This window comes from Pseudomonas alliivorans, assembly GCF_017826695.1.
GTDB classification, from domain to species: domain Bacteria; phylum Pseudomonadota; class Gammaproteobacteria; order Pseudomonadales; family Pseudomonadaceae; genus Aquipseudomonas; species Aquipseudomonas alliivorans.
Map to the genome: position 1 here is coordinate 154,415 of NZ_JAFFZW010000002.1, position 22,709 is coordinate 177,123.

Here is a 22,709-nt window from a genome sequence, read left to right on the forward strand (position 1 = left end):
AGGGCCTTGCCGGAACCGCGCACAGCCTCAGTGAGCAGTGGCGGGGCCGGCCTTCGGTGCTCTGTCCAGCTTCAGGCGCTTGGGCGAGGGCGGGGTGACAGTGTGTGGGTGGTGACGACGGGACACGCGCATCACACCCCACAACATGGCAGTAGCTACCGCAAGCCACGAGGCGACCAGCATCACGATTGTCAATTCCAGGCTCATAAGTGCCTCCACGTTTCCTGCTTTTGTGTTGCATTCCCGATAACTGACAGTCTAGTACCGGGCATGTTGCGATTAATTGACCAATGGCGTTTTGGTATGACCGTTTCGGTCTATGACGGTCGCTTCACTGCACGCAAAGGCTATACCCGGCCTCGTGCGGGCTCTATGATCAGCGTTCAGATCGAGTGGTGATTGCTCGGTGTCAGTTGAAGTGAGTGAACATGTTGTCCTTATCCATGCTTTCAAGCGCCATCCGCTCCAGAGGTTCATTGCTTCTGGCAGCGCTGGTCCTTTGCCTGTCGGGTTGCTCCTCGATGGTCACGCCGCAGATAAAGAGCCTGCCTGATCGGGTCGAGCTCAACTCCGTGCCGTTCTTCCGTGGCAACGCTTATCAGAGCGGTCCTGGCGCGCTGGCCAGTATGCTTGCCAATCAGCAGGTGCAGACCACTCCCGGTTTGCTGGACAAGCCCTTGCAACTGCCGGGCGCTGAAGATCGTCTGGAACAGAACATGCCCAGGATCGCTCGCGAGTACGGCTTCATGGTGTACCCGCTCGATCACGATCTGCAGGCATTGCTGACTCAGGTGTCGGCTGGCTATCCGGTGATGCTTCGGTTCTCTCAGGGCTCTGCATTCTGGAAGGCGCCACGCTATGCCGTTCTGGTGGGCTACAATCGCGTGAAGGAAACCGTCCTGCTGAGCGCCGGTATGGACCGGCGCTATACCATGAGCTTCAGCAGTTTCGACTCTGCCTGGAAGAACGCAGGCAGTTGGGCGGTTTTGATCCAGTCGCCACGCCAATTACCTGCGCAAGTTGATGCGCAGCGCTGGCTGAAGGCCGCCGCCGATCTGGCGCAGGCCGGACAGGAGCAGGCGGCAGGTGAGGCGACCCGAACGCTGAATCGCGCCGTTAAATGAAATAGACAGCCAGAATGAAAAACGGCGCCCTTTGAGGCGCCGTTTTTCATGAGCCTCAGAAACCCAGCCGATCACGCAGGCTGTAGTACCAGGCGCCCAGCGCCGTCATGGGCGTGCGCAGCAACTGTCCGCCAGGGAACGGGTAGTGCGGCAGGTCGGCGAACGCGTCAAAACGCTCGGCCTGACCGCGCAATGCTTCGGCCAGTACCTTGCCCGCCAGGTGGGTGTACGTGACGCCATGGCCGCTGCAACCTTGCGAGTAATAGATGTTGTCGCCCAGCCGCCCGACCTGAGGCAGGCGGGACAGGGTCAGCAGGAAATTACCGGTCCACGCGTAGTCGATTTTCACGTCCTTGAGTTGCGGGAACGCCTTGAGCATCTTGGGGCGGATAATGGCTTCGATGTTGGCCGGGTCCCTTGCGCCATACACCACGCCGCCGCCGAAGATCAGGCGCTTGTCGGCGCTCAGACGGTAGTAATCCAGCAGATAATTGCAGTCTTCGACGCAATAGTCCTGCGGCAGCAGGGATCTGGCCAGTTCTTCGTTCAGCGGTTCGGTGGTGATGACCTGAGTGCCACAGGGCATGGATTTGGCCGCCAGTTCCGGCACCAGATTACCCAGATAGGCATTACCCGCGACAATAATGAACCTGGCGCGGACCTTGCCCTGAGCGGTATGCACCACAGGGTTTGCGCCGCGCTCGATGCGAATCGCGGCTGACTGCTCATAAATGGTTCCGCCCAGCGTTTCCACTGCAGCCGCTTCGCCCAGTGCCAGGTTCAGCGGGTGAATGTGGCCACCGCTCATGTCCAGCAAGCCGCCAATGTACTGCTCGCAGTTCACCACTTCATTGATGCGGCGCTGATCCATCAACTCCAACTGTGAATGACCATAGCGTTCCCACAGCCGTTTCTGCGCTTCAAGATGAGCCATCTGCTTGCCTGTCAGAGCGGCAAACACACCGCCGTCCTTCAGGTCGCACTGTATGCCGTAGCGTGAGACGCGATCACGAATGATCGCCGCGCCTTCAAACGCCATCTGCCCCAGCAGTTGTGCCTGTTTCGGGCCGACGGTCCGTTCAATCACGTCGATATCGCGGCTGTAGCTGTTGACGATCTGTCCGCCGTTACGGCCCGATGCGCCGAATCCTACCTTCGCCGCCTCGAGCACAGTCACTTTGAAGCCGTTCTCCAGAAGAAACAGCGCGCTGGAAAGCCCGGTATAGCCAGCCCCGATAATGCACACATCGGTTTCGACCTCGCCTTGCAGGGCGAGGCGTTCCGGCACTGGATTGGCCGAGGCGGCGTAGTAGGACTGCGGATAAGGCGTGTTGGCCATCCTGAAGCTCCGTTTAATATTCTTGACGATTGCGCCGATCCTACCCGAGATGGATACGCTCTGCCAGCCTCCGGGAAAAAGACTTCCCACTCCCTTCGCTGTAAAAGCGTCGTTAATTCAGAGGGTTAGCGATAAAAACAGATTGACATGAAGATTAAAGCCGGTAGGATGCACACCCACAGCAGGCACGTAGCTCAGTTGGTTAGAGCACCACCTTGACATGGTGGGGGTCGTTGGTTCGAGTCCAATCGCGCCTACCAGACAAAATCCGCTCTGCTGGGCGGTCTAGAAAGGCTCACCGAAAGGTGAGCCTTTTTTTGTTTCCGTCTCTTGGCACGTAGGTCCGGATCAAACGCGTCAGTACTCTATTCAAGCGATGGCAGCGGTTTCCATCGAGCTGCCCCAAGCGTACCTGTCGAAGCCTTGAATTGATGACAGTAAAGCGGTGTCAGTAAATGGTGCGCGTACACCTTACGATCAGATACGCGTTTTCGGACAAAATAAACACGCAGACGGCCCGGCCAAATAATCCGCATATTCAGTCAGTTACTGCAAAAAAAGCCATTGACACTCATCTGAATATCCGTAGAATGCCGACCCACAGCAGGCACGTAGCTCAGTTGGTTAGAGCACCACCTTGACATGGTGGGGGTCGTTGGTTCGAGTCCAATCGCGCCTACCAAACAAAATCCGCTCTGCTGGGCGGTCGAGAGGGGGAATCCGAAAGGGTTCCCCTTTTCTGTTTCTTGAGAAAACGTTCACAATCTATAGGCATCGTTCACACACCGCAATGGGAATGTCTGTTCTCGTTCAAACCGTCGTTCACACGAACGTTCACACCTCATTCACAGTGGCATTCACACGAGTAAATGTGAACGACCATAGCTAACCTACTGATCTGTATGACTTGAACACCTTCTTGTTAAGGTGGTGCTCATTGTTCGTGGCCTCACAATGGCAAGCTTCTAACCAACTGAGCTACGTGCCTGCTGTGGGCTGGACGCTACCCAACCCCTCTGTAGAGTTTTCTTGACGCTCAAGGGACAAGGCCATTTCTGTGTGCGTGGGGCCATCAAGGCGAGAGGGGTAGGCAGGGGGTTAGGGGCTCTTCTTTCTTATGCATTGCGTCACGGAAATTTCTAGGAGAAATGCTGGCAGTCTGATATCTAGGGTCAAAGATCCCAGCAGGTAGGAAGCTATGTACACAGGTTTTTGGATTCGTGATCAGCACATATTCGGTCCGCAAGGCTACACAGGCCATTGGATTACAGACGGGCACATATATGGACCAAATGGTTATACGCATTGCTGGATCAGTGAAGGACACATATATGGTGGGTCAGGCTACACAGGCTGCTGGATAATCGACGGCAGTCTCTTCGGGCAAGGCTCAAAGCTTCCGTGGGCGTAGTAATGAATCCTGACGGAAGGCGAATCAGCTTTGGACGGCTTGTGGTATGCATGCTGGTCCTATCTATGTTTGTTTACTTAGCGATGTCGGAAGGAACCAAAGAGGGCGCTCTGATGGCTGACTGCGTCGAGGGAAAGCTTCATTCCTTGAATCAGTACATGTCGGATAGAGATGCTGCATACAGAATCGCTGTGAGTACGTGCAGTAGATATAATCAGGACGGAATCATAAAAATTCCGCTCGATGAGAAATAGGTAAACGGGCCTAGCACACGCTAAACAGTATGTCCCAGTGAGTGGGATGCTTTGAGGTCAGTAGTGCCATAGCGAACCTTCAATGGTGTAGTGGTGGCGGGAACGCTGAGAGGACAGTGGGAGGTGGTTTGTAGAGCTCCCCAGCCAGGCATAGCTGATATGCCAGCATACCCCTTCTGGCTTCGTTAGGGGGGGCAGGCACTGGTAGCTGAACTATCAGGCACAGTTGACACACTGAGGTGTGCTCCCTGTGGTGCAGAGCTTAACGCTCCCTAGCGACAGCTTTGTCCAATGTAATGTGGTCGTAGGTGTGAGAGGTCAATACACCCCACCTCTTTTAATAAATAATTCTCTCAGTTTGATGACGCTAAGCTCAGTCTTCGAAAGTCTGCTTCCCATTCCTCTGTCACTTTGGCTTCTTTAGCTAGATGGCCTTCAATGTCTTGTTTCTTTGGACGGCCTACTGGTCTAGTTACACCAGCAATCTTAAGCAGTTCCTTGACAGCAGGGATGCTTCCTTCGTTAAGCGCATACTTCAATGACTCAAGGGACTTGTCGAACCAGTAAAGTCGATGCTCCTCTTTCCATCCTTGGTTTTCTGCATGGCTATCTAGCAGGGCTAGACTAACTCCGAGTGTCTTGGCTAGCTCAATGTGTGAGTAAGCTTCTACGTATTGCTGTTTGTGTTTGTCTTGAATGTTCATGTTGTTCTCTTTAAGTGTGTGAGGGTGGTAGTGGGCTTTCAGCAGGAGTCACTGCGTGACAGCAGAAGCAAGAGCACGCCACGTAGTGGCATACGCAATAAAGAAAGATCAAGAGCAATACATACTGGTAGGTAGTTCGCTTTTGATTCTCTCTTTTATGCGTGCTCTTGTCAGCTATGCTGACGTTGCTTTTGCTTTTAAGAAAGATCCATCGATAGATGGTAGTCTAAGGGTAGTGTCTTACTTAATGTCCTAAGAAAGGAGTGGTACCCGTCAGCTTGCTGACGTTAAGGTGTTCTTAGAAATTTCCCAATTTTTCTTAAGGAGTCTTTAAGGGATTTTGGGAAAAAGTAATGCTGACGTTGATCAATTCAAGCGACATCTATAAGTTCCTTATATATCCGAGCGTATTAAATATGTCAGAGAGGGGGCGGTAGCTCTCCTTGTCTCTGTGTGTCACATTCGTAGACTGGTAGGTCTATCGTAAGGAGGAGGATAGTTCCTCTCTATATATCCGAGCGCAATTAAGACTGAGGTGGTAACCTCATGCTATGTTAGAGGTGAGTCATATGAGCGGTAGCTCCTCTACTATCCGAGCGTATTAAATCAAGGGGTAGTGGAGAGAGGTCTCTCTATATATCCGAGCGTATTAATGTTTGGATAGGGAAGGGTAGAAGTCAGCGAAGTTAACTTCAAATTCTAGTAGCCCTTTGATGCTAGGGTTACGCTCAAGGAAGAAGCTCATACCACTGATTGCGTGTCTAGCGCATTGACATACTCTACGTGCTTGCTGGGGACTCATGGGTGTGAGTCCTTCTAGGTGGATAGTGGCTATGACTATTTCAGTGCTCACGATGTCTAGCATACAAGCGTTCAGTACATGAGAGGGGCTAGTATTCATTGTACCATTGCTAACTCCCCCTGCTGTCATACAGGAGCCGTAGACGTAATCATCAAGCCAAGCATGCTCCTCGCTGTGTGCCACCTTGAAGTGCTTAGCATAAGGGTTGAGCATGGTCTTAGGCTTAGGCCCTCTCTTAACTTTGATTTCTGTTGTCGCTACAGTCTGCTTATTAGGAGATTGCTCGCAAGGGGTAAGGAGACAGATAGTAGGCTTAGGTGGAAGGTTGCAGTTTCGAGCAGATGGGTAATCATAAGGAACCTCGGGCATTGGGTGAGTGGTGTACTCCCCTAAGACTTCACCGCTGAGTTTGTCTAAGACATAGTCACCTACACGAATGGTTCCATGTAGTTGAGTAACAATGTCTCTAATGTCTCTAATGTCTCTAATGTCTCTAATGTCTCTAATGTCGCTGGGTTGGTGGCTTAGCATAAAGAGCGTTCTTCTTGTTGTGTGTAAGCTCCTGAGAGCTCTTGTAGGAGGCGTTAGGTGTAAGGTATAACCTTTCTCATGGAGGGCTGTGAGCGAGCTGCTAGGGTCTTCTCAATGTGTGCTATCACATGGTCCACGGTGTCTGAGGTAATGACTACAGGAGTGAAGCCAGCCCGAGTCCTAATCTGTAGCGCAAGCTCGCTAATCAACGCGTTGGTAGGCATTGCATAAACGATCTTGCTGTTATGGATTAGCTCAGGAAGGCACTCAATAAACTTGGTGGACTTGCCGCTGCCCGGAAGGGCTTCAGCAATGAACAGTGTTTTTTCTTTCATAGATTCCTTATCGTCGTTTTCTATATTGCTCAATGTGCTTTAGGTCCAAGCGAGAGACATAGCCTGCTGTCTGCAAGGAGACTCGATGTTTCAGGGAAAGGGCGTAGATGGCTTTAGTATTGCCTTTAGACGCTATCAGTTCTTTAGCTACACCTCGCCTAATACTGACGGGGATGAGGTATTTTGTTCGGTACTCTACGTCAGGGATGTTGATGTAGTCGTCATCTGAATTCATATATACACTTCATGCTGTACATGCCATAACTGCTAAGGCTAGTCTGGCAATAGTAAGGAAGGTTAGGCAGATGGCATACACAATGAATGCTGTAACCACCCAGCTAATGATTGTTTTCATTTGGTAGGTTTGCTTACTTCCATATCATCAATGATCTTGTGTAGAGCAAACGCTGAAGTGAACGTACCTTCCAATGGTGAATTCTTAGGGAGACCCACGCACACATAACTTCCACGTTGATGCATCTGATAGCTAACCCCCTTATAAATCTTCACTTCACCTACAAGACTGTTGTTGCTAACCTCTGCATGTTTAATCATAGCCTTTAGCTGGGCCCTACGATGTTCTTGATACTGACGCTCGCCTTCTGACACGTAGTAGTTCATTCCTGAACTCCTAGGCGCTTATAGACGCTAGCCTTAATCGCTTTCATAGCATCAGTTTGGTTCTTACCTGTTGCTGCTGGCCCGCTAATGATGCTACGGGTTACGCCGGTGAAGTTCCCTTGTGAGTCATACTGGTTATTACTAGGTTTGCTAGTGGTTCGATCAAGGCGTGCTTGCTGCACCGCCACTTGCATATCCAGACTTTCACGAATCAGCGGATCCTCTTTGTAGAGACGCTCAAGGGTGGCTTGTCTAACCTGTTTCATAATAGCTACAGCATCCTTGGAGCTGTCAAGGGCTCGGAGAGGGCGTGCCTCCTGTTCTAGTACCCATCCTGAGCTACGTGCTAGCTCCTTGATTTCCTCAAGGGAGCGGCCTGTCTCTTGTGATAGAGATACAAGGTCTTCGTGTTTGTATGTACGCATATGTGTGTTCCTTATTGGAGAGGGTTAGTTAGAGAGTGATAATGCGATATTGAAAGGGTGAAGAGTGAGCGTCACCTGACTTCCTGCGTTCTACCATTGCTGTATTGATCAGGTGTTTAAGTACACCCTCAACAGAGCGACGTGGAAGCGTGGTTGCTACTGAGAAATCATTACCCGAGATAGTGGCCCATCCGTCCTTGTCGGCTTGGTTGCGAATCATCAGATAGATAAGTTTTCTAGGTAGTGTATTGAGTTGATTGTGTTGTAGCGCAACAATATGTTCTAAAGTAATAGACATTGTCATACCTGTCAGTGGGTTGGTTTTGTTTTCATGCTTCCCCCTATATCCCCCAGTGAGTTAGGAGAAAATATTATCTAGGGGAAAAGCTGCGGGCCCTGCATCGCGTAACTGCAAGCAGAGGTGTTTGTATTACATTGAGGTTTTGGTGTTGCTAAGAGAGGAAGGTGCTTTGTTGTCGATCTGAAATTCTATCCCCATACATATCTATACCTGGATTTCAGGGGATTCACGACAAACTATTTTAGGGAGCCCATATTTTTTATACTCTCATACATATCTATACCTGTTTTTTAGGCTTTTCCCTTCAAATTATTTTTCAAAGGGGCTAATAAATTGGTACGAGGCAAGAGACTGTAGGTGTCCCTACGCCTCCTGTAAGGCTCTTTGAAGCACGCTATAAGTTAGGCCTGCAACTGATGAGGATTGTACTCTAACGCCTCACCAGTGAGCTTGTAGGGCCTCAGTCAATCAGGTGTAATACATCCTTAGCATTCAGGTGGGAGTATCTGGCGACAGACCTAGTGTCTCTATGTCCAGAGACAATCATTATCTGAGCGTTGTTAAACCCTCTCTTAGCTACATTGGTTATTCTTGTATGTCTGAGTTGGTGTAGTCTGACATTACTATCAAGGTTAGCTGCTGTCCTAGCTCTCCTGATGGCCTGAGAGACGCTGTGAGGCGCTACGGAGAACAGTCTGCCTCTTGGTATGCGTTCTGCTAGAGCATGTCTCTGAGCCTCTTTCAGAAGCTCTATTGCACGTAAGGTCAGGGGCACTGAGCGTGTACCATTCTTACCATCCACTACGTCCACAATCCTCTGTTCCAAATGCAGGCAGTTAACTGTCAGCTTCAATATCTCAGAACGACGCATAGCTGTTTCGTATGCAAGCTCTGCTATCAGGGCCATTGTGGGTGATAGCTCATTGAGGATTAGACGTAGCTCACCAGCAGTGACCACCTTGTCACTGGACTTATCAGGCTTAGGCAGGGTGATATCACAGACAGGATTAGGTATGTCTATTAGCAGGCCATGTTTAGCGTACTTGAAGAACCGAGAGAGGAACGCTAGTTGATGTCTGCATGTGGCTGCCTTGACGGTCTGTAAGCGCATCAGTTTGAAATCGTTTACTAGCTTGGGGGTTATGTCATGAATTGACTGAGGGAAGGCGTGAGCTAATTGCTCAACGATCTGGACAGCATGGGTGTAGGAGCCCTTGCCCTTGAGGTGGGAGTCACAGTAGGTCATGCCCAATGTGAATATGGTGTGATGCTTATGGTCTTTGATGACAGCCTCAAGCTTGTCAGCCCATGCCTGAGCCTCTGCCTGTGTAGAAAATGTCTTCGACTGAGGGGGTTTCCCTTTCAATCTGACCTGAGCGTTCCAGTTGCCTGATGGTAGGGAGCGGATGTTAGCCATGTTGACGCCTCATGATGTGAATGGGCGTTCTCTCAAGGCCATAGCCTGTAGGGGCTACGCGTTGTGGTTCCTCTCCTTGACATGGTGGGGGTCGTTGGTTCGAGTCCAATCGCGCCTACCAAACAAAATCCGCTCTGCTGGGCGGTAATGAAAAGGGCGATCCGAAAGGGTCGCCCTTTTTGTTTGCGTGCGTTTTACAGGGTCGCGTCCGGGCTTGCCTCAAATGCGCCAGCGCTTGGGCGCATCGAGGCCGGGTTCACCCTTGTAGAGCAAATGATTTGACGATGGACTTGGTAGCCGGGCTCGTTCTCAGGTCGCTGACGTTCTTGGGGGCGAGCCATTTGCAGGCAGCAATCTCGTTTTGCGGTCTGGCTTCACTGGAGTCAGGCACCAGTGTGATGAACACATGGTGGGTCACTCGGTCCTGTTCATACTCGGCCAGATAACGCAGCTCCAGATTTTCCAGGCCCGTTTCTTCGTTCAGCTCACGCACCGCGGCCTGGGCCGGGGTTTCTCCGGGCTCGACCTTGCCGCCTGGCAAGGCCCATTTGGATTTTGGTTTGCGCACGTAGAGGATTTGTCCGTCTCGCTTGCAGATGACTGTCGCTCGTTTTTTCATATTCCTTCACCTGTTTAGCGTCCCTTACCTTCAATATCTGCAAGGACTTCATGAACTTGAGACCGGCACGCAGCAAGCGATAGTCACTAAATTGTAATAAAAAGTTCATTTATATGAATACAGCACAATCAGTGCCATGAATTGAGCTTAGTCGAAAAAGGGCGAGCGCTTCAGTCCGCGAGTGCTCGGCCCCTGATTTCAGAAATGTCTGACGAGACCACGCGTTGCGATGTGCTGTGAGAGTTTCTGAAACGTCCTGTCGTCGGCGGCCGCGAGTATTTTTCGGCCGTCCTTCAGCGTCGTCAGGAACGTTATTTCCTTTTCCTCGCCTGCCAGCATGACGCCTGCCGCAGCGCCAACAGGCCCGAGTACTAATGCGCCCGCCAGACCGTAGCCTATGGCGCCTTCGATTTTTTTACTGGAAGCCTGGCTCGCCATTTCCACTGACTTGATATCGCTGTGCTTGAAACTGATACCCGGCCAAGGGAAGAGAGGTGTTACGAGGGTGATGGTGCCAGCACGGTACTCCCCATCACCTTGAAGAAAGTCACCCGCTAAAATTTTGATCTTAGCCATGTGTAATTCTCCGTCCATTGAGTTGGCGCGTTTCAATCGAGCAACTATTTCGCGCCCCAAAAAAGTGCATGTCAATGCTCTGGAGACGAGTTGCGGAGGCTAAAGACGAAAGGTTCGACGACGTTCGTCCGCGTTTCACACTGTCGGAAAGCGGAACGCACGATCGGGAGAAATGCGCGAAATTGCAGCGTCGGGCCGCGGCCTGTCATGAGGTCGGACACGTGTGTGCATGAGGGTAGGCATCGGGTTGACAGAGGCGGTCTGGCTGGCATGCCGCCAGCCGGACCGCCTGTGAAGGTCAGGCTGCAGAGGCTTCCTGCTTGAGCGTTGCCATGTCGATCACGAAACGATATTTAACGTCGCCCTTGAGCATGCGCTCGTAAGCTTCGTTGATGTCCTGCATGGCAATTTCTTCGATGTCCGACACGATGTTGTGTTTGGCGCAGAAGTCCAGCATCTCCTGGGTTTCCTGAATGCCACCAATCAACGAGCCTGCCAGACTGCGACGCTTGAAGATCAGGTTGAACACGGCTGGCGACGGGTGAGGTGTAGCGGGGGCGCCGACCAGTGTCATGGTGCCGTCGCGCTTGAGCAGTCCCAGGAAGGCATCCAGGTCATGAGGTGCGGCAACGGTATTGAGGATGAAATCCAGGCTGTTGGCGTGAGCGGCCATTTCATCAGCGTTTTTGGAGACCACCACTTCGTCTGCGCCGAGACGCTTGCCGTCTTCGCGTTTGTTAGGCGACGTGGTGAACAGCACTACATGAGCACCCATGGCGTGCGCAATCTTCACGCCCATGTGGCCCAGACCGCCGAGCCCCACGATTCCGACTTTCTTGCCGGGACCGACTTTCCAGTGACTCAGCGGCGAGTAGGTGGTGATGCCCGCACACAGCAACGGTGCAACGGCCGCCAGATTCTGGTCGGGCGCGATGCGCAGGACGAACTTCTCTTTGACGACGATTTTGTCAGAGTAGCCGCCGAAGGTGTTTTCGCCGCCGAAGACCGGCCCGTTGTAGGTGCCGGTAAAACCGCTCTCGCAGTACTGCTCTTCGTTGTCGGCGCAGGAGGGACACGTCTGGCAACTGTCGACCATGCAGCCGACGCCCGCCAGATCGCCTACCTTGAATTTGGTCACATTGGCACCGACGGCAGTGACCTTGCCGACGATCTCATGGCCTGGCACCGACGGATAAAGCGTGTTGTGCCATTCGTTGCGGGCCGTGTGCAGGTCAGAGTGGCAGACACCACAGTAAAGGATGTCGATCTGAACATCGTCGGCGCCCGGAGCGCGTCGTTCGAATTGGTAAGGAGCGAGCTTGTCGGTGGCAGCCTGGGCTGCGTAGCTGTAAGTCTTGATCATTGCGATCACCTGTCCAGTATGTGTTTGGCGAAGAAACCGCAGGCAGAATAGTGTGGAAGATGCAATGTTGTCCGCTGCGGGAGCAGTTTATGACCGGAAAAACCATCAATTAGTGCCACGATCACTGCCATGTTCAGTGAATGAGGCAGCCGACTTGAAGGTACAATCCTTGCATTAAGATTGTTGCCTGAATGTGACAGCGCACTGCCAACCCTTGTCAGAAGCGTCAACTATATTCGCCGTCTGTTTCTGAATCTGGTATCGAAATGACAGTTCCACCTTTGGCCTCCTGCATGCGCCAGCCGACTGATAGCGCGGTTCCCTGCGATGCGATGCGCGACCGTCGGCACCAGCTTTCCGGTCATCAGGCCATTGATGAGCTTCTGGCTGTGACACGCAGTCAGATTCCGGGGGTGCCTTGGGCGGTCTATATCGCAGGCGAGCAAAAGCGCCTGTTGGGGCAGGGTGCGTTTCATTACGATTGGCCCGAGCACATTCCCGTTGGCCAGTTTGAGTCGTTCTGTAACGAAGGACAGGTCTGTCGGTGGGCGACAGGCCAAGGTGAAGAGGCCCTTGGCTGGCTGCTGGCTCCCTTGGCTGAACAACATAATCCGGCGCTGGTCGATCTCGCTGTCAGGCTGGGTTCGCTGTTGCAGAGCGCGGCACTGGTCAGGGCGCAGAGTACCCAGAGGGCGCTTTACGAGATCAGCCTGCTGGCCAGTTCCACCCATGAACGAGGCACGCTGCTGCAAGGCATTCACCAGCAGCTCGGCACGCTGATCGATGCCGAGAATTTCTACCTGGCGCTTTACGACAGCCAGTCCGGCAAGATCACCTATCCCTATTACATCGACCGTTTCGACGATGAAGCGATGGCCCCGGAAACCTTCGAGTACCTGGATCCCGCCAGTATCTCCATGACCGGCTATGTGCTGACCCAGGGGCAGTCCATGTTTCTCGATGCCGCGGGCATCGAAGAAGCAGAAGCGGCTGGCCGTTTCAGGTGCAGAGGGCGTCGTCCGGAATTCTGGATGGGGGCCCCGCTGAAAAACGCCTCGGATGAGGTGTTCGGCATGGTTGCGATGCAGGTCTATGACGTGTCCCGTGTCTACAGCGCTCAGGATCGGGCGTTGTTTTCGGTGGTGTCCAGGCATGTGGCCATGGCAATGGACAGGCTGTTGCACCGTGCCCACCTTGAGCAGACCGTGCTGTTGCGCACCCAGCAACTGTCTGCCGCCAACGTCGCGTTGCGTCTGGAAGTGGCCGAGCGCGAGCGTGCCGAGCATCTGCAAAGTGCGTTGTTTCAGATTGCCGAGCTGTCCAGCCGTCCCGGAGACATGAACGAGCTGTTCCAAAGCCTGCACACGATCGTGGGTGAACTGCTGGTCGCACTCAACTTCTATATCGCGCTTTACGACGAAGGTACGGGCGAGGTCACCTTTCCCTACTACATTGACGAGCGTTTGACGCAGTCACCTGCGCCCCGGCGGGGTCAGCGCGGGTTCACCGAATACGTCATTCGCCAGCGTCGTCCGTGCCTGATCGACAGCGAGGACGCACTCAGGCTGGAAGCTGCGGGCGAGATCGAAGTGCAGAATCAGTCCAACCGCTCGACGTCCTGGCTGGGCATTCCGCTGTTCGACGCCGAGGAAGTGCGGGGTGTTCTGGCTGTTCAGAGCTATTCGCGTCACGTCAGCTACACCTTGCGCGATCAGGAGTTGCTGACCTTCGTGTCTCGCCATATCGATACGGCGCTCTCTCGCCGAAGCGCTGCCGAGGCGATTCATACCGCCAACCTGCGTCTGGAGGCGCGGGTACTGGACCGGACTCGTGAACTGGATCAGTTGAACGCAAGGCTCCAGTATGAAAACGCTCATGATTCGCTGACGGGGCTGCCCAATCGCAGTTACCTGCAGCAACGATTGCAGGTGGCCTGGGAGGATTTCTGCGGCCGGGGGCGGGCACTGGTGGTGATGTTCATCGATCTGGATCGCTTCAAGATCGTCAACGACAGCCTTGGCCATCACTGTGGCGACCTGTTGCTGGTTCAGGCGGCGCAGCGTTTGCGCAATTGCATGCGTGACGGTGACCTGCTGGCCCGTTTGGGCGGCGACGAGTTCGCCGTGCTGGGCTTCGGCGCGCGATTGAGCGCCGGTGTCGGGATAGCCCAGCGCATCCTCACGGCATTCGAATTGCCCTTTATGATCGATGAACACACGGTGTTTACGTCCTGCAGTATCGGCGTGGTCGGGGCCGATGGTCAGTTCCACAAGGAGCCCGCAGACCTGTTGCGTGATGCCGACACGGCGATGTACACGGTGAAGAACGGCGGACGTGATGGCTGTGCAGTCTTCAACCAGGCATTGCGCCGTCAGGTTTCGGATCAGATGGATCAGGAAGGCGCATTGCGTACGGCGCTGAAACGCACCGATCAGCTTATTCCCTATTTTCAACCCATCACCTGCCTGGAAACCGGAAGGCTGCTGGCGCTGGAGGCGTTGATTCGCTGGCGACAGCCTGACGGGCAGGTGGTCACGCCCGAGTGTTTCCTGCCGGCCCTGGAGGGCCTGCGGCTGATTGGCCGTCTGGACTTGTACATGCTCAGGCAGGTCATTGCGATTCTGGCTGACCCGGCCAATGCGCATCTGCCTCCGGTCCACGTGAACTGCTCCAGCTACAGCATTACCCGACCGGCGTTTGCAGGCGAAGTGCTTTGCATGCTGGTCGAGTACGGCGTATCCCCGGCCAGACTGTGCCTTGAACTCACTGAAGGCGCGCTGGTTGCGGACCCCGAACAGGCCCGTCTGTCCATGAAGCAACTGGCGGATCAGGGCATGTCGGTGGTGCTGGATGACTTCGGGGCCGGGTTTTCCTCTCTCAGCTATGTGCACCAGTACCATTTCAGCGGTTTGAAGATCGACAAGTCGTTCATCTTCGAATTGACCACCAGTGATCGAAGCCGCGCGATCGTGCGGGCGATTGTAAGGATGGCCGAATCGCTGGACCTGACCGTGGTAGCCGAAGGGGTGGAAGACCTGCAGACGCTGGAACTGTTGCGCGAGATGGGCGCCGGTCAGGCTCAGGGCTATTACTTTGCGGGCCCGTTGCCGCTGGAACAGTTGCAGATCGTTCAGGGCCAGACCGCTCTGTGACGGCAACGCTTTGCCGCGTTTGACGTGGTTGAGCAGGTTGATCACGTAAACGTCATCTTTCTGCCGCTGCCTGTAGCGGCCATTGTCCTATGAATCATGGGCTTACGATGATTTTGGCAATTGGCATCGGTCTTGCTGGTGTACAGGCGCATCACGTCATCAGGAGGTGAAAGATGATTATTGGCAACAGTGGGCTTGAACAGCTGGTTTCCCATGCTGTTGGAGCCATAGGGCGCAAGACGCTGGGCGAGGTGTCGCAGGATACGTTCGGCGCGGTGGCCGCGGCAGGTCTCGGCAACGGTGCGTTCCCGGTCACCTCGCAAAACGCCAACGCTGCGTCCACGGATGACGCGCAGGGCAACGGTGGTTACAACGAGTCGTTCGCACGGATGATGGTCAATCTCAAGAGCGCGGCGGACACGTCGCTTTCCGAGAAGACGGCGGATCGTGATAACGGTGTGACAGGATCGACGGCCAGCGCTGGTGTTTCGGATGGCGCTGCGACCGGTGTCCAGAAATTCATGGACACGCTGAAGCAGACAGCCGAAGAGAAAGTGCGGGAAAAACTGACTGGCATCACCCAGCAGCAATACACCGCGATGAAGCCTGAGGATCAACTGACTATCGATCAGAAAGTCCAGGACGCCCTCAAGGACAAGCAGAACGATGTTGCGGATGACATCAATACGCGCATCCGGGGCATCAAGGCCGGTTTGCTGGCCTGACATTTCAGCAGGTTGCACCTATGATTTCGCGAGCCAGCTTGCTCACACGTATTCGTGAGAGCGCGCTGATTCGCGATTTTTTTTGCCCGGGTTTCGTTGAGGCGGTTCAGCGTGCACACCCGGACGCTCTGCGGTCACTCAGCGTAACTGGTCCCGGTAGGGCAGATCCGGCCCGACCCGTGTGCAGGTCAGCGCCGCTGCACTCGCTGCAAACTCCAGCATCTGATCCAGCATTTCCTTCGTGATTTCCGACAGCGCCTTTGGCGTATCCGCCTGCCGCTCGGTCAGGAAGGTCAGCAGCGCTGCCTGGAACGTGTCGCCTGCGCCAACTGTGTCCACCGTCACGACGCTCTTCGCCGGGATCGACCAGGTGCCGTGCTCGCGGGTGAAGATGCTGGCGCCTTGTGTACCGCGCGTCACGATGACCAGGTGCGTATGCCGGTTCAGCCAGCCTTTTGCAATGGTCTCGGGGTCGCGGTCGGGATACAGCAGGTGCAGGTCTTCATCGCTGACCTTGATCATGTGCGCATGCTCGGCAAATGCCGCGATCTGGGAGCGCCAGCGTCCGATGTCCGGCGCCGGGTTGAGGCGTACGTTCGGGTCGAGCGAAATCAGGCGTTTGCCGCTCTCACGGGCGACCAGCGCCAGCAGCGTATCGGCAATCGGCTGCACCACCAGCGAGAACGAGCCGACATGAATGCCTCGTACCTTGTCATCGAGTCTGGGCAAGTGTTCCAGGCGCAACTGGCGATCGGCACAGCCTTCGCCTCTGAAGCTGTAGGTGGGCGAACCGTCGGCCCCGACCGCGACCATGGCCAGTGTGGTAGGCGCATTGAATTCAATCAGATGCGCTGTACCGACCTGCTCGTCCTCAAGCACAGCGCGCAGACGACTGCCCAGGTAATCCGTCGACAGACCGGCAAACAACGCGGATTCGACACCCAGCCTGCGCAGGCCGATGGCAACGTTGAAGGGCGAGCCGCCGGCGATGGCGTCAAACCCCAGTTTATTGAGCGCGCTGCCAGTGTCGGCGCGGGTGAAAATGTCAAACAGGGCTTCGCCGCAAACCAGAAACATAGGTGCTCCGTCAAAAAGGCAGGTTCAAACTGCTCGTAATTGGTCTTGATAATGCCGGTAGACCTGTTGATAGGCGGCCACGTTCTGCGCAATCGGTCGGGTCTCGCTGGCTGGGTCCAGGCTTACGCATCGCTCACACAGGTCCTGCATGCTGCCGGATTGACCTGTGGCCGATGACCAGCACCACGCCGCCTGGATTGCCGCGCCCAATGCCGCGGCTTCTGCGAAGCTTGTGCAGACCACCGGCGTGTCCATGATATCGGCCACGATCTGCCGCCAGACTGCGCTTTTCGAACCGCCGCCGATCAGGCGGATGCTCTCGCTTTTGATGCCGCTGGCGCGCAGCAGATCGAGCCCGTAGCGCAGGCCGAACGTCGTGCCTTCCACCACCGCCCGACACAGATTGGCCTGGCTCAGATTGGTGCTGTCCAGACCGTGAATGCTGCCGGTGGCGTCGGGCAGGGCGGGTACGCGCTCGCCGTTCAGGAACGGCAGCATGAGCACGCCCTCGGCGCCAATCGGCGCGCTGGCTACGGCCGTATTGAAAGCCGCAATGTCCAGCGCGAACAGCTCGCGGATGGCCGTCGTGGCGTTGGTCAGGTTCATGGTGCAGATCAGCGGCAGCCAGCCGCCGGACGACGAGCAGAAGGTCGCAACCGAACCGTGCTCGCTGACCGCAGGTTGATCGGCGAACGCATACACCGTGCCGGAAGAACCCAGGCTCATGGTGATCAACCCCGGCTGGATATTGCCGGTGCCGATGGCGCCCATCATATTGTCGCCGCCGCCGCTGGACACCAGCGCCTGAGGATTCAGACCCAGCAGTTGGGCAATCTCGGGCCGCACTGTGCCAACGGCCTGCTCAGCGTCCAGCAACTGCGGAAGTGCCTTTTCAAGGCGTCCGCTCGGGTCGATGTGTGCCAGCAGCGGCAAATCCCATTCGCGCGTGCGCACATTGAAATAACCGGTGCCCGAGGCGTCGCCGTAATCGGTGCAGCAGCGGCCGGTCAGCCAGTAGTTCAGGTAGTCGTGCGGCAGCAGGATCCTGTCGATCTGCCCGAACAGTTCCGGGTGTTGCTCCTGGGTCCACAACAGCTTTGACACCGTATAGCCCGGCGCGATGACCAGTCCCAGGCGTTCCAGTGAACCTGTTTCACCACCCAGATGGTCCAGCAGACGCTGGTTTTGCGGAGCGCTTTCGGTGTCGCACCAGAGCTTGGCCGGCCGCAGCACCTGGCCCTGCGCGTCGAGCAGTACCAGCCCATGCTGCTGTCCGGAAATGCCGATACCTTTCACCTGCTGTCCTGAAACGCCGGACTGGGCGAGCGCTTCGCCGACCGCGTGCTTCAGGGCTGCGAGCCATTGCTGAACGTCCTGTTCGCGACGTCCGTGATGGTCACTGATCAGGCTGTGGGGCGCTGAGCCTTCGCCCAGTACACGGCCTGTCTGTGTATCGAGCAGCAAGGCTTTGGTGCCTTGGGTGCCGCAATCGATTCCAAGAAACATGGTTGTCCCTCAGCGGCCCTTGGCCAGTAATTTTTCCAGAGTGCCGCTGACGCCCAGTGTGCGCAGATCCTTCAGGTTCTGTTCGAACGCTGCCACGAAAGGTGCCGACTGCGGGATGGCCAGACCGAAGATTTCTTCGACCTGCAACAGACGTTCGGTGATCAACGCATCGTCGGCGACCAGGCCTTTGCAGAACTCGGCGCGTGGGTCGGGAATGCTGTAGACCGCGCCGTTCTCGTCCATACCCTTCAGGTACAGGGCCCAGGCGGCGACCACGAGTGAGGCCCGCTCCAGATTGCCCTGATCGACAATCAGCCGGTTGATGGTCGGAATCGTGAATTTCGGGAATTTCGAAGAACCGTCCGAACAGACCCGCTCCAACTGGTCGGCAATCGCCTGATTGGAGAATCGCTCGATCAACGTGTCCTTATAGCTCTCCAGATCGATACCGGGCACCGACGCCAGTTGCGGCGTGACGTCAAGGTCCATGTAGGCGCGGATGTAACGCACGAACAGCGGATCGTTCATGGTCTCGTGTACGAACCGATAGCCCTTGAGAAAGCCCAGATAGGTCAGTGCCAGATGGCTGCCGTTGAGCAGCTTGATCTTCATTTCCTCGTAAGGCGTCACGTCGTCGGTGAACTGCACGCCGACCTTTTCCCAGGCGGGCCTGCCGTTGACGAACTTGTCTTCCAGCACCCACTGCACGAACGGTTCGCAGACCACTGGCCAGGCATCGTCGATGTGTTTCTCGTCAGCCAGCTTCAGTCGGTGAGCGGCGCTGGTCATTGGCGTGATGCGGTCGACCATCGCATTGGGAAAGCTCACGTTGTCTGCAATCCAGTCGTGCAGGTCGGCGTCGCGCTGGGCGGCGAAGGCCAGCAGCGCCTTGCGCGTGACAGCGCCATTGTGTGGCAGGTTATCGCAGGACATCAGCGTGAAAGCGGGCGTACCTTCGGCGCGGCGTCGGGCGAGTGCCGCGCACAGGAAGCCGAACACGGTTTTCGGGCTGTTCGGGTTGGCAAGGTCATGCTGAATCTGCGGCAGATGCGTCATGAACTGACCGTTGCTGTCGTCGATGCAGTAGCCGCCTTCGGTGATGGTCAACGACACGATACGGATGTCCGGGCTGGCCAGCTTGTCGATCAGCGCCTGCGGACTGTCCCCGGCCAGCAGCATGCCGCTGATCGACGCGATGACGCGTGTCCGGGTGTCCGGTGTGTCGCCCAGCTCGTAGAGCGTGTACAGGTAATCCTGTTGGGCGAGGGCATCGCGCACAGCCTGGTCCTCGGGGCGCAGACCGACGCCGCAGATGCTCCAGTCCATACCTTCGCCGGTGTTCATCAGCGCATCGGTATAAAACGCCTGATGGGCGCGGTGGAAACCGCCGACCCCGATGTGAGCGATGCCCTGGCGGGTGTCGGTCGCCGAATACGCAGGCACGTCAATATCGGTACCCAGGCGCGACAGATTCTGTTTGTTCAATTTCATGACAGGACTCTCCAGTACTCAGGCGGCAGCGGTCTGCAGGGCTTTGGGGATCACCAGACCGTCAGCGTCGAACAGGTGGCAGTGGGCATTGTCCAGGTGCAGATGCAGCGTCTCGCCATACTGGCTGGCCAGATCGCCACGAATACGCATGGTCAGTGCCTCGCCCGAACGGGTACGCACGTGGCAGAAGGTATCGCTGCCCAGGCGTTCGCTGACGTCGGCAATGACCTGCAGCTGGCAATCACCGCTCTGGGCGATGTCCAGATGCTCGGGGCGGATGCCCAGCGTGACCGGAGCGCCGACTGCCAGACCTGCGCGGCTGACCGGCATGCTGATCGTGGTGCCCGCGTCCAGATCCACCTGACAACTGCCGCTGTCGATGCGACTGATTTTGCCTTTGAGAAAACCCATTTTTGGCGTGCCGAGAAAGCCCGCCACGAACAGGTTCGCCGGATGGTGATACAGGTCCAGCGGAGAGCCGACCTGTTCGACCTTGCCGCCGTTGAGCACCACCACCTTGTCTGCGAGGGTCATGGCTTCGACCTGGTCGTGGGTCACGTAAATCATGGTTGCCTGTAGTTCTTTATGCAGGCGCGACAGTTCCAGACGGGTCTGCACGCGAAGCGCGGCGTCGAGGTTGGAGAGCGGCTCGTCGAACAGGAAGATTTTCGGATTACGCACGATGGCCCGGCCAATCGCGACCCGCTGACGCTGACCACCGGAAAGCTGCTTGGGCTTGCGCTCCAGCAGCGGCCCCAGCTCCAGGATGCGGGCCGCTTCATCGACTTTCTTCTTGATCTCGTCCTTGTTGCCGCCAGCCAGGTCAAGGGCGAACGACAGGTTCTTGCCTACAGTCATGTGCGGGTACAGCGCGTAGGTCTGAAACACCATCGCCAGGTCACGCTTGGCCGGGGTCACCTGCGTGATGTCGCGGCCATCGAGTTCGATGGTGCCGGAGGTCACTTCCTCCAGCCCTGCGATCAGGCGCAGCAGCGTGGATTTGCCGCAGCCCGATGGACCGACGAAAACCACGAACTCACGGTCTTTCACGTCAAGGTCGATGCCTTTGATGATTTGATGACCGTCGAAGCCTTTTTGCAGATTTCTGATGCTGAGGTTAGCCATGATGGACTCCTTTTTATTCTGTAGGCCGGGGCTATTTGACGGCGCCGAACGAAAGACCGCGAACCAGTTGCTTCTGGCTGATCCAGCCGAAGATCAGGATCGGTGCGCAGGCAAGCGTCGAGACGGCGGACAGCTTGGCCCAGAACAGACCTTCGGGGCTTGAATAGGATGCGATCAGCGCAGTGAGCGGCGCAGCGGCGGACGAGGTGAGGTTCAGGGACCAGAACGCTTCGTTCCAGCACAGGATCAGCGAAAGCAGGGCAGTGGACGCCAGGCCTCCCTTGCAGATCGGCATCAGCACGCGAAAGATTTCCTGACGGGTACTGGCGCCGTCCAGACGCGAAGCTTCGAGAATTTCGCCCGGGATGTCCTTGAAGTAGGTGTAGATCATCCAGACCACAATCGGCAGGTTGATCAGCGTGTAAATGATGATCAGCGCCAGCCGCGAATCAAGCAGGCCAAAGGTCTTGGCCAGCAGGTAGATCGGCATCAGCACGCCCACCGGCGGCAGCATCTTGGTGGAAAGCATCCACAGCAGGGTGCCGCGCGTGCGCTTGGTTTCGAAGAACGCCATTGAGTAGGCCGCCGGAATGGCAACCAGCATGCTCAGGATGGTCGCACTGAACGAGATCAGCACCGAGTTCCAGGCGAAGTGGAAGTAGTCACTGCGCTCCTGAATGTGCAGGTAGTTTTCCAGTGTCGGCGTGAAAAACAGCTGCGGCGGCGTGGCGAAGGCGTCGATTTCGGTCTTGAAGCTGGTCAGTACCATCCAGAAGATCGGAAAGAAGATCAGCGCGGCGATGAGCCAGGACAGGGTCCCGAGCAACAGGCTTTGCAAGCGGCGTGATTGTTTGAGCGTCATCATGGCAGGGCCCTCATGACTTGTCGGTGAGGTTTTTGCCGATCATCCGGATCAGGACGATCGCTGCGATGTTGGCGATGACCACGGCGATCAGTCCGCCCGCAGACGCCATGCCGACGTCGAACTGCAGCAGCGCCTGGATGTAGATCAGGTAAGCCAGGTTGGTCGAGGCAAAACCCGGACCTCCGTTGGTCGTGGTGAAGATTTCAGCGAATACCGACAGCAGAAAGATGGTTTCAATCATCACCACGACTGCAATCGGACGAGCCAGGTGCGGCAGGGTCAGGTGCCAGAAAATCGCGACAGGGCCTGCGCCGTCGAGACGCGCCGCTTCCTTCTGTTCCTGATCCAGCGACTGCATGGCGGTCATCAGAATCAGAATGGCGAACGGCAGCCATTGCCAGGACACAATGATGATGATCGACAGCATCGGGTAGTGTGCGAACCAGTCGATGGGCTCGGCACCGAAGAACTTCCACACCGCCGCCAGCACGCCGGAAACCGGGTGGAAAATCAGGTTTTTCCAGATCAGCGCGCTGACCGTCGGCATGATGAAGAACGGGGAGATCAACAGCACCCGTACGATGCCGCGACCGAAGAACTCACTGGCTTCCAGCAGCGCCGAGATAAGCACGCCGAGAATGACACTGATCGCCAGCACGCTGCCTACCAGCAGCAGAGTATTGCCTGCGCCAGGCAGAAAGCCGCTGTCGGTCACGAAGTATTGGAAGTTCTCCAGGCCGACGAATTCATTGTCGCCGGGGGACAGCAGGTTGTAGCGAATCAGCGAGAAATAAATGGTCATGCCCAGCGGGACGATCATCCATACCAGCAGCAGCGCGACGGAAGGGCTGACCAGAAACCAGCCCGGTTTGAAACGACGGCTTTTGATCGGGGGCAGTTCGCCGGACGCGTCCGTACGATCAGAAATGGCTGAGGTTTTCATGGG

General features: G+C 55.9%; 19 protein-coding genes and 3 tRNA genes. 6 read left to right on the forward strand and 16 right to left on the reverse strand.

Features of this window, described 5'->3' with window-relative positions:
- Positions 1–27: 27 nt before the first annotated feature.
- Positions 28–207 carry a hypothetical protein gene (locus JTJ32_RS05440; RefSeq protein ID WP_210041310.1) on the reverse strand — a complete coding sequence of 60 codons (180 nt, stop codon included), beginning with the start codon at positions 205–207 and terminating at the stop codon, positions 28–30.
- Positions 208–443: 236 nt separating this feature from the next.
- On the opposite strand from JTJ32_RS05440, the gene JTJ32_RS05445 reads away from it, so the two are divergent.
- Positions 444–1,124, forward strand: a complete 681-nt coding sequence (locus JTJ32_RS05445; protein WP_408004589.1) for a peptidase C39 family protein — start codon at positions 444–446, stop codon at positions 1,122–1,124.
- A gap of 55 nt (positions 1,125–1,179) precedes the next feature.
- Here JTJ32_RS05445 and JTJ32_RS05450 read toward each other — a convergent pair whose 3' ends face one another.
- Positions 1,180–2,463 (reverse strand): NAD(P)/FAD-dependent oxidoreductase, encoded by a 1,284-nt coding sequence (locus JTJ32_RS05450; RefSeq protein WP_210041314.1) that lies wholly within the window; start codon positions 2,461–2,463, stop codon positions 1,180–1,182.
- A gap of 183 nt (positions 2,464–2,646) precedes the next feature.
- Between JTJ32_RS05450 and JTJ32_RS05455 the strand changes: the two genes are divergently transcribed.
- Positions 2,647–2,723, forward strand: a tRNA-Val gene (locus JTJ32_RS05455).
- Between the two features lie 345 nt (positions 2,724–3,068).
- A tRNA-Val gene (locus tag JTJ32_RS05460) sits at positions 3,069–3,145 on the forward strand.
- A 1,336-nt stretch (positions 3,146–4,481) separates the two neighbouring features.
- Here the strand turns inward: JTJ32_RS05460 and JTJ32_RS05465 are convergent.
- From JTJ32_RS05465 to JTJ32_RS05485, 5 genes are all read right to left on the reverse strand, one after another.
- Positions 4,482–4,832 carry a hypothetical protein gene (locus tag JTJ32_RS05465; RefSeq protein ID WP_236059198.1) on the reverse strand — a complete coding sequence of 117 codons (351 nt, stop codon included), beginning with the start codon at positions 4,830–4,832 and terminating at the stop codon, positions 4,482–4,484.
- A 2,019-nt stretch (positions 4,833–6,851) separates the two neighbouring features.
- On the reverse strand, positions 6,852–7,121 hold the full coding sequence (locus JTJ32_RS05470; protein WP_210041316.1) for a hypothetical protein: 270 nt from the start codon (positions 7,119–7,121) through the stop codon (positions 6,852–6,854).
- On the reverse strand, positions 7,118–7,546 hold the full coding sequence (locus JTJ32_RS05475; protein WP_210041318.1) for a hypothetical protein: 429 nt from the start codon (positions 7,544–7,546) through the stop codon (positions 7,118–7,120). The genes JTJ32_RS05470 and JTJ32_RS05475 overlap by 4 nt, the downstream gene beginning before the upstream one ends.
- A gap of 28 nt (positions 7,547–7,574) precedes the next feature.
- On the reverse strand, positions 7,575–7,844 hold the full coding sequence (locus tag JTJ32_RS05480; protein ID WP_122233724.1) for a hypothetical protein: 270 nt from the start codon (positions 7,842–7,844) through the stop codon (positions 7,575–7,577).
- 463 nt (positions 7,845–8,307) lie between these two features.
- Positions 8,308–9,264 carry a tyrosine-type recombinase/integrase gene (locus JTJ32_RS05485; RefSeq protein ID WP_210041320.1) on the reverse strand — a complete coding sequence of 319 codons (957 nt, stop codon included), beginning with the start codon at positions 9,262–9,264 and terminating at the stop codon, positions 8,308–8,310.
- Between the two features lie 51 nt (positions 9,265–9,315).
- Here JTJ32_RS05485 and JTJ32_RS05490 point away from each other — a divergent pair.
- Positions 9,316–9,385, forward strand: a tRNA-OTHER gene (locus tag JTJ32_RS05490).
- A gap of 135 nt (positions 9,386–9,520) precedes the next feature.
- On the opposite strand, the gene JTJ32_RS05495 is transcribed toward JTJ32_RS05490, so the two are convergent.
- The 3 genes from JTJ32_RS05495 to JTJ32_RS05505 all read right to left on the reverse strand — a co-directional run bounded on the left by JTJ32_RS05495 (position 9,521) and on the right by JTJ32_RS05505 (position 11,822).
- Complete coding sequence (locus JTJ32_RS05495; RefSeq protein ID WP_099230357.1) at positions 9,521–9,883, reverse strand: NUDIX hydrolase; 363 nt, start codon at positions 9,881–9,883, stop codon at positions 9,521–9,523.
- Positions 9,884–10,081: 198 nt separating this feature from the next.
- Complete coding sequence (locus tag JTJ32_RS05500; protein ID WP_099230359.1) at positions 10,082–10,459, reverse strand: hypothetical protein; 378 nt, start codon at positions 10,457–10,459, stop codon at positions 10,082–10,084.
- 298 nt (positions 10,460–10,757) lie between these two features.
- Positions 10,758–11,822 (reverse strand): NAD(P)-dependent alcohol dehydrogenase, encoded by a 1,065-nt coding sequence (locus JTJ32_RS05505; RefSeq protein WP_099230361.1) that lies wholly within the window; start codon positions 11,820–11,822, stop codon positions 10,758–10,760.
- A 266-nt stretch (positions 11,823–12,088) separates the two neighbouring features.
- On the opposite strand from JTJ32_RS05505, the gene JTJ32_RS05510 reads away from it, so the two are divergent.
- Together JTJ32_RS05510 and JTJ32_RS05515 are read left to right on the forward strand one after the other, a co-directional pair.
- Positions 12,089–14,974 (forward strand): bifunctional diguanylate cyclase/phosphodiesterase, encoded by a 2,886-nt coding sequence (locus JTJ32_RS05510; RefSeq protein ID WP_210041322.1) that lies wholly within the window; start codon positions 12,089–12,091, stop codon positions 14,972–14,974.
- Positions 14,975–15,147: 173 nt separating this feature from the next.
- Positions 15,148–15,699 (forward strand): hypothetical protein, encoded by a 552-nt coding sequence (locus JTJ32_RS05515; protein WP_184322875.1) that lies wholly within the window; start codon positions 15,148–15,150, stop codon positions 15,697–15,699.
- A gap of 138 nt (positions 15,700–15,837) precedes the next feature.
- Here the strand turns inward: JTJ32_RS05515 and JTJ32_RS05520 are convergent, their stop codons facing one another.
- From JTJ32_RS05520 to JTJ32_RS05545, 6 genes are read right to left on the reverse strand one after another with little or no spacing between them, the layout of a single operon-like run.
- Positions 15,838–16,776, reverse strand: a complete 939-nt coding sequence (locus JTJ32_RS05520) for a carbohydrate kinase family protein (protein WP_099230365.1) — start codon at positions 16,774–16,776, stop codon at positions 15,838–15,840.
- 24 nt (positions 16,777–16,800) lie between these two features.
- Positions 16,801–18,282, reverse strand: coding sequence for a xylulokinase (gene xylB / locus JTJ32_RS05525; protein ID WP_210041324.1), 1,482 nt, complete (start codon positions 18,280–18,282; stop codon positions 16,801–16,803).
- A 9-nt stretch (positions 18,283–18,291) separates the two neighbouring features.
- Positions 18,292–19,773: a mannitol dehydrogenase family protein gene (locus JTJ32_RS05530; RefSeq protein ID WP_184322872.1), complete on the reverse strand. Its 1,482-nt coding sequence runs from the start codon at positions 19,771–19,773 to the stop codon at positions 18,292–18,294.
- 18 nt (positions 19,774–19,791) lie between these two features.
- Positions 19,792–20,898 (reverse strand): ABC transporter ATP-binding protein, encoded by a 1,107-nt coding sequence (locus JTJ32_RS05535; protein ID WP_210041326.1) that lies wholly within the window; start codon positions 20,896–20,898, stop codon positions 19,792–19,794.
- 31 nt (positions 20,899–20,929) lie between these two features.
- The gene (locus tag JTJ32_RS05540; protein WP_004884895.1) at positions 20,930–21,763 is read right to left on the reverse strand and encodes a carbohydrate ABC transporter permease; all 834 of its coding nucleotides are present in this window, start codon (positions 21,761–21,763) and stop codon (positions 20,930–20,932) included.
- 10 nt (positions 21,764–21,773) lie between these two features.
- Positions 21,774–22,706 (reverse strand): carbohydrate ABC transporter permease, encoded by a 933-nt coding sequence (locus tag JTJ32_RS05545; RefSeq protein WP_099230373.1) that lies wholly within the window; start codon positions 22,704–22,706, stop codon positions 21,774–21,776.
- Positions 22,707–22,709: the final 3 nt, after the last annotated feature.

What these genes read in the sequence shown, in the direction of transcription:
- JTJ32_RS05440 (WP_210041310.1), bottom strand. Translation starts at nt 207, where the DNA reads ATGAGCCTGGAATTGACAATCGTGATGCTGGTCGCCTCGTGGCTTGCG.
- JTJ32_RS05445 (WP_408004589.1), top strand. Translation starts at nt 444, where the DNA reads ATGCTTTCAAGCGCCATCCGCTCCAGAGGTTCATTGCTTCTGGCAGCG.
- JTJ32_RS05450 (WP_210041314.1), bottom strand. Translation starts at nt 2,463, where the DNA reads ATGGCCAACACGCCTTATCCGCAGTCCTACTACGCCGCCTCGGCCAAT.
- JTJ32_RS05465 (WP_236059198.1), bottom strand. Translation starts at nt 4,832, where the DNA reads ATGAACATTCAAGACAAACACAAACAGCAATACGTAGAAGCTTACTCA.
- JTJ32_RS05470 (WP_210041316.1), bottom strand. Translation starts at nt 7,121, where the DNA reads ATGAACTACTACGTGTCAGAAGGCGAGCGTCAGTATCAAGAACATCGT.
- JTJ32_RS05475 (WP_210041318.1), bottom strand. Translation starts at nt 7,546, where the DNA reads ATGCGTACATACAAACACGAAGACCTTGTATCTCTATCACAAGAGACA.
- JTJ32_RS05480 (WP_122233724.1), bottom strand. Translation starts at nt 7,844, where the DNA reads ATGTCTATTACTTTAGAACATATTGTTGCGCTACAACACAATCAACTC.
- JTJ32_RS05485 (WP_210041320.1), bottom strand. Translation starts at nt 9,264, where the DNA reads ATGGCTAACATCCGCTCCCTACCATCAGGCAACTGGAACGCTCAGGTC.
- JTJ32_RS05495 (WP_099230357.1), bottom strand. Translation starts at nt 9,883, where the DNA reads ATGAAAAAACGAGCGACAGTCATCTGCAAGCGAGACGGACAAATCCTC.
- JTJ32_RS05500 (WP_099230359.1), bottom strand. Translation starts at nt 10,459, where the DNA reads ATGGCTAAGATCAAAATTTTAGCGGGTGACTTTCTTCAAGGTGATGGG.
- JTJ32_RS05505 (WP_099230361.1), bottom strand. Translation starts at nt 11,822, where the DNA reads ATGATCAAGACTTACAGCTACGCAGCCCAGGCTGCCACCGACAAGCTC.
- JTJ32_RS05510 (WP_210041322.1), top strand. Translation starts at nt 12,089, where the DNA reads ATGACAGTTCCACCTTTGGCCTCCTGCATGCGCCAGCCGACTGATAGC.
- JTJ32_RS05515 (WP_184322875.1), top strand. Translation starts at nt 15,148, where the DNA reads ATGATTATTGGCAACAGTGGGCTTGAACAGCTGGTTTCCCATGCTGTT.
- JTJ32_RS05520 (WP_099230365.1), bottom strand. Translation starts at nt 16,776, where the DNA reads ATGTTTCTGGTTTGCGGCGAAGCCCTGTTTGACATTTTCACCCGCGCC.
- xylB (WP_210041324.1), bottom strand. Translation starts at nt 18,282, where the DNA reads ATGTTTCTTGGAATCGATTGCGGCACCCAAGGCACCAAAGCCTTGCTG.
- JTJ32_RS05530 (WP_184322872.1), bottom strand. Translation starts at nt 19,773, where the DNA reads ATGAAATTGAACAAACAGAATCTGTCGCGCCTGGGTACCGATATTGAC.
- JTJ32_RS05535 (WP_210041326.1), bottom strand. Translation starts at nt 20,898, where the DNA reads ATGGCTAACCTCAGCATCAGAAATCTGCAAAAAGGCTTCGACGGTCAT.
- JTJ32_RS05540 (WP_004884895.1), bottom strand. Translation starts at nt 21,763, where the DNA reads ATGATGACGCTCAAACAATCACGCCGCTTGCAAAGCCTGTTGCTCGGG.
- JTJ32_RS05545 (WP_099230373.1), bottom strand. Translation starts at nt 22,706, where the DNA reads ATGAAAACCTCAGCCATTTCTGATCGTACGGACGCGTCCGGCGAACTG.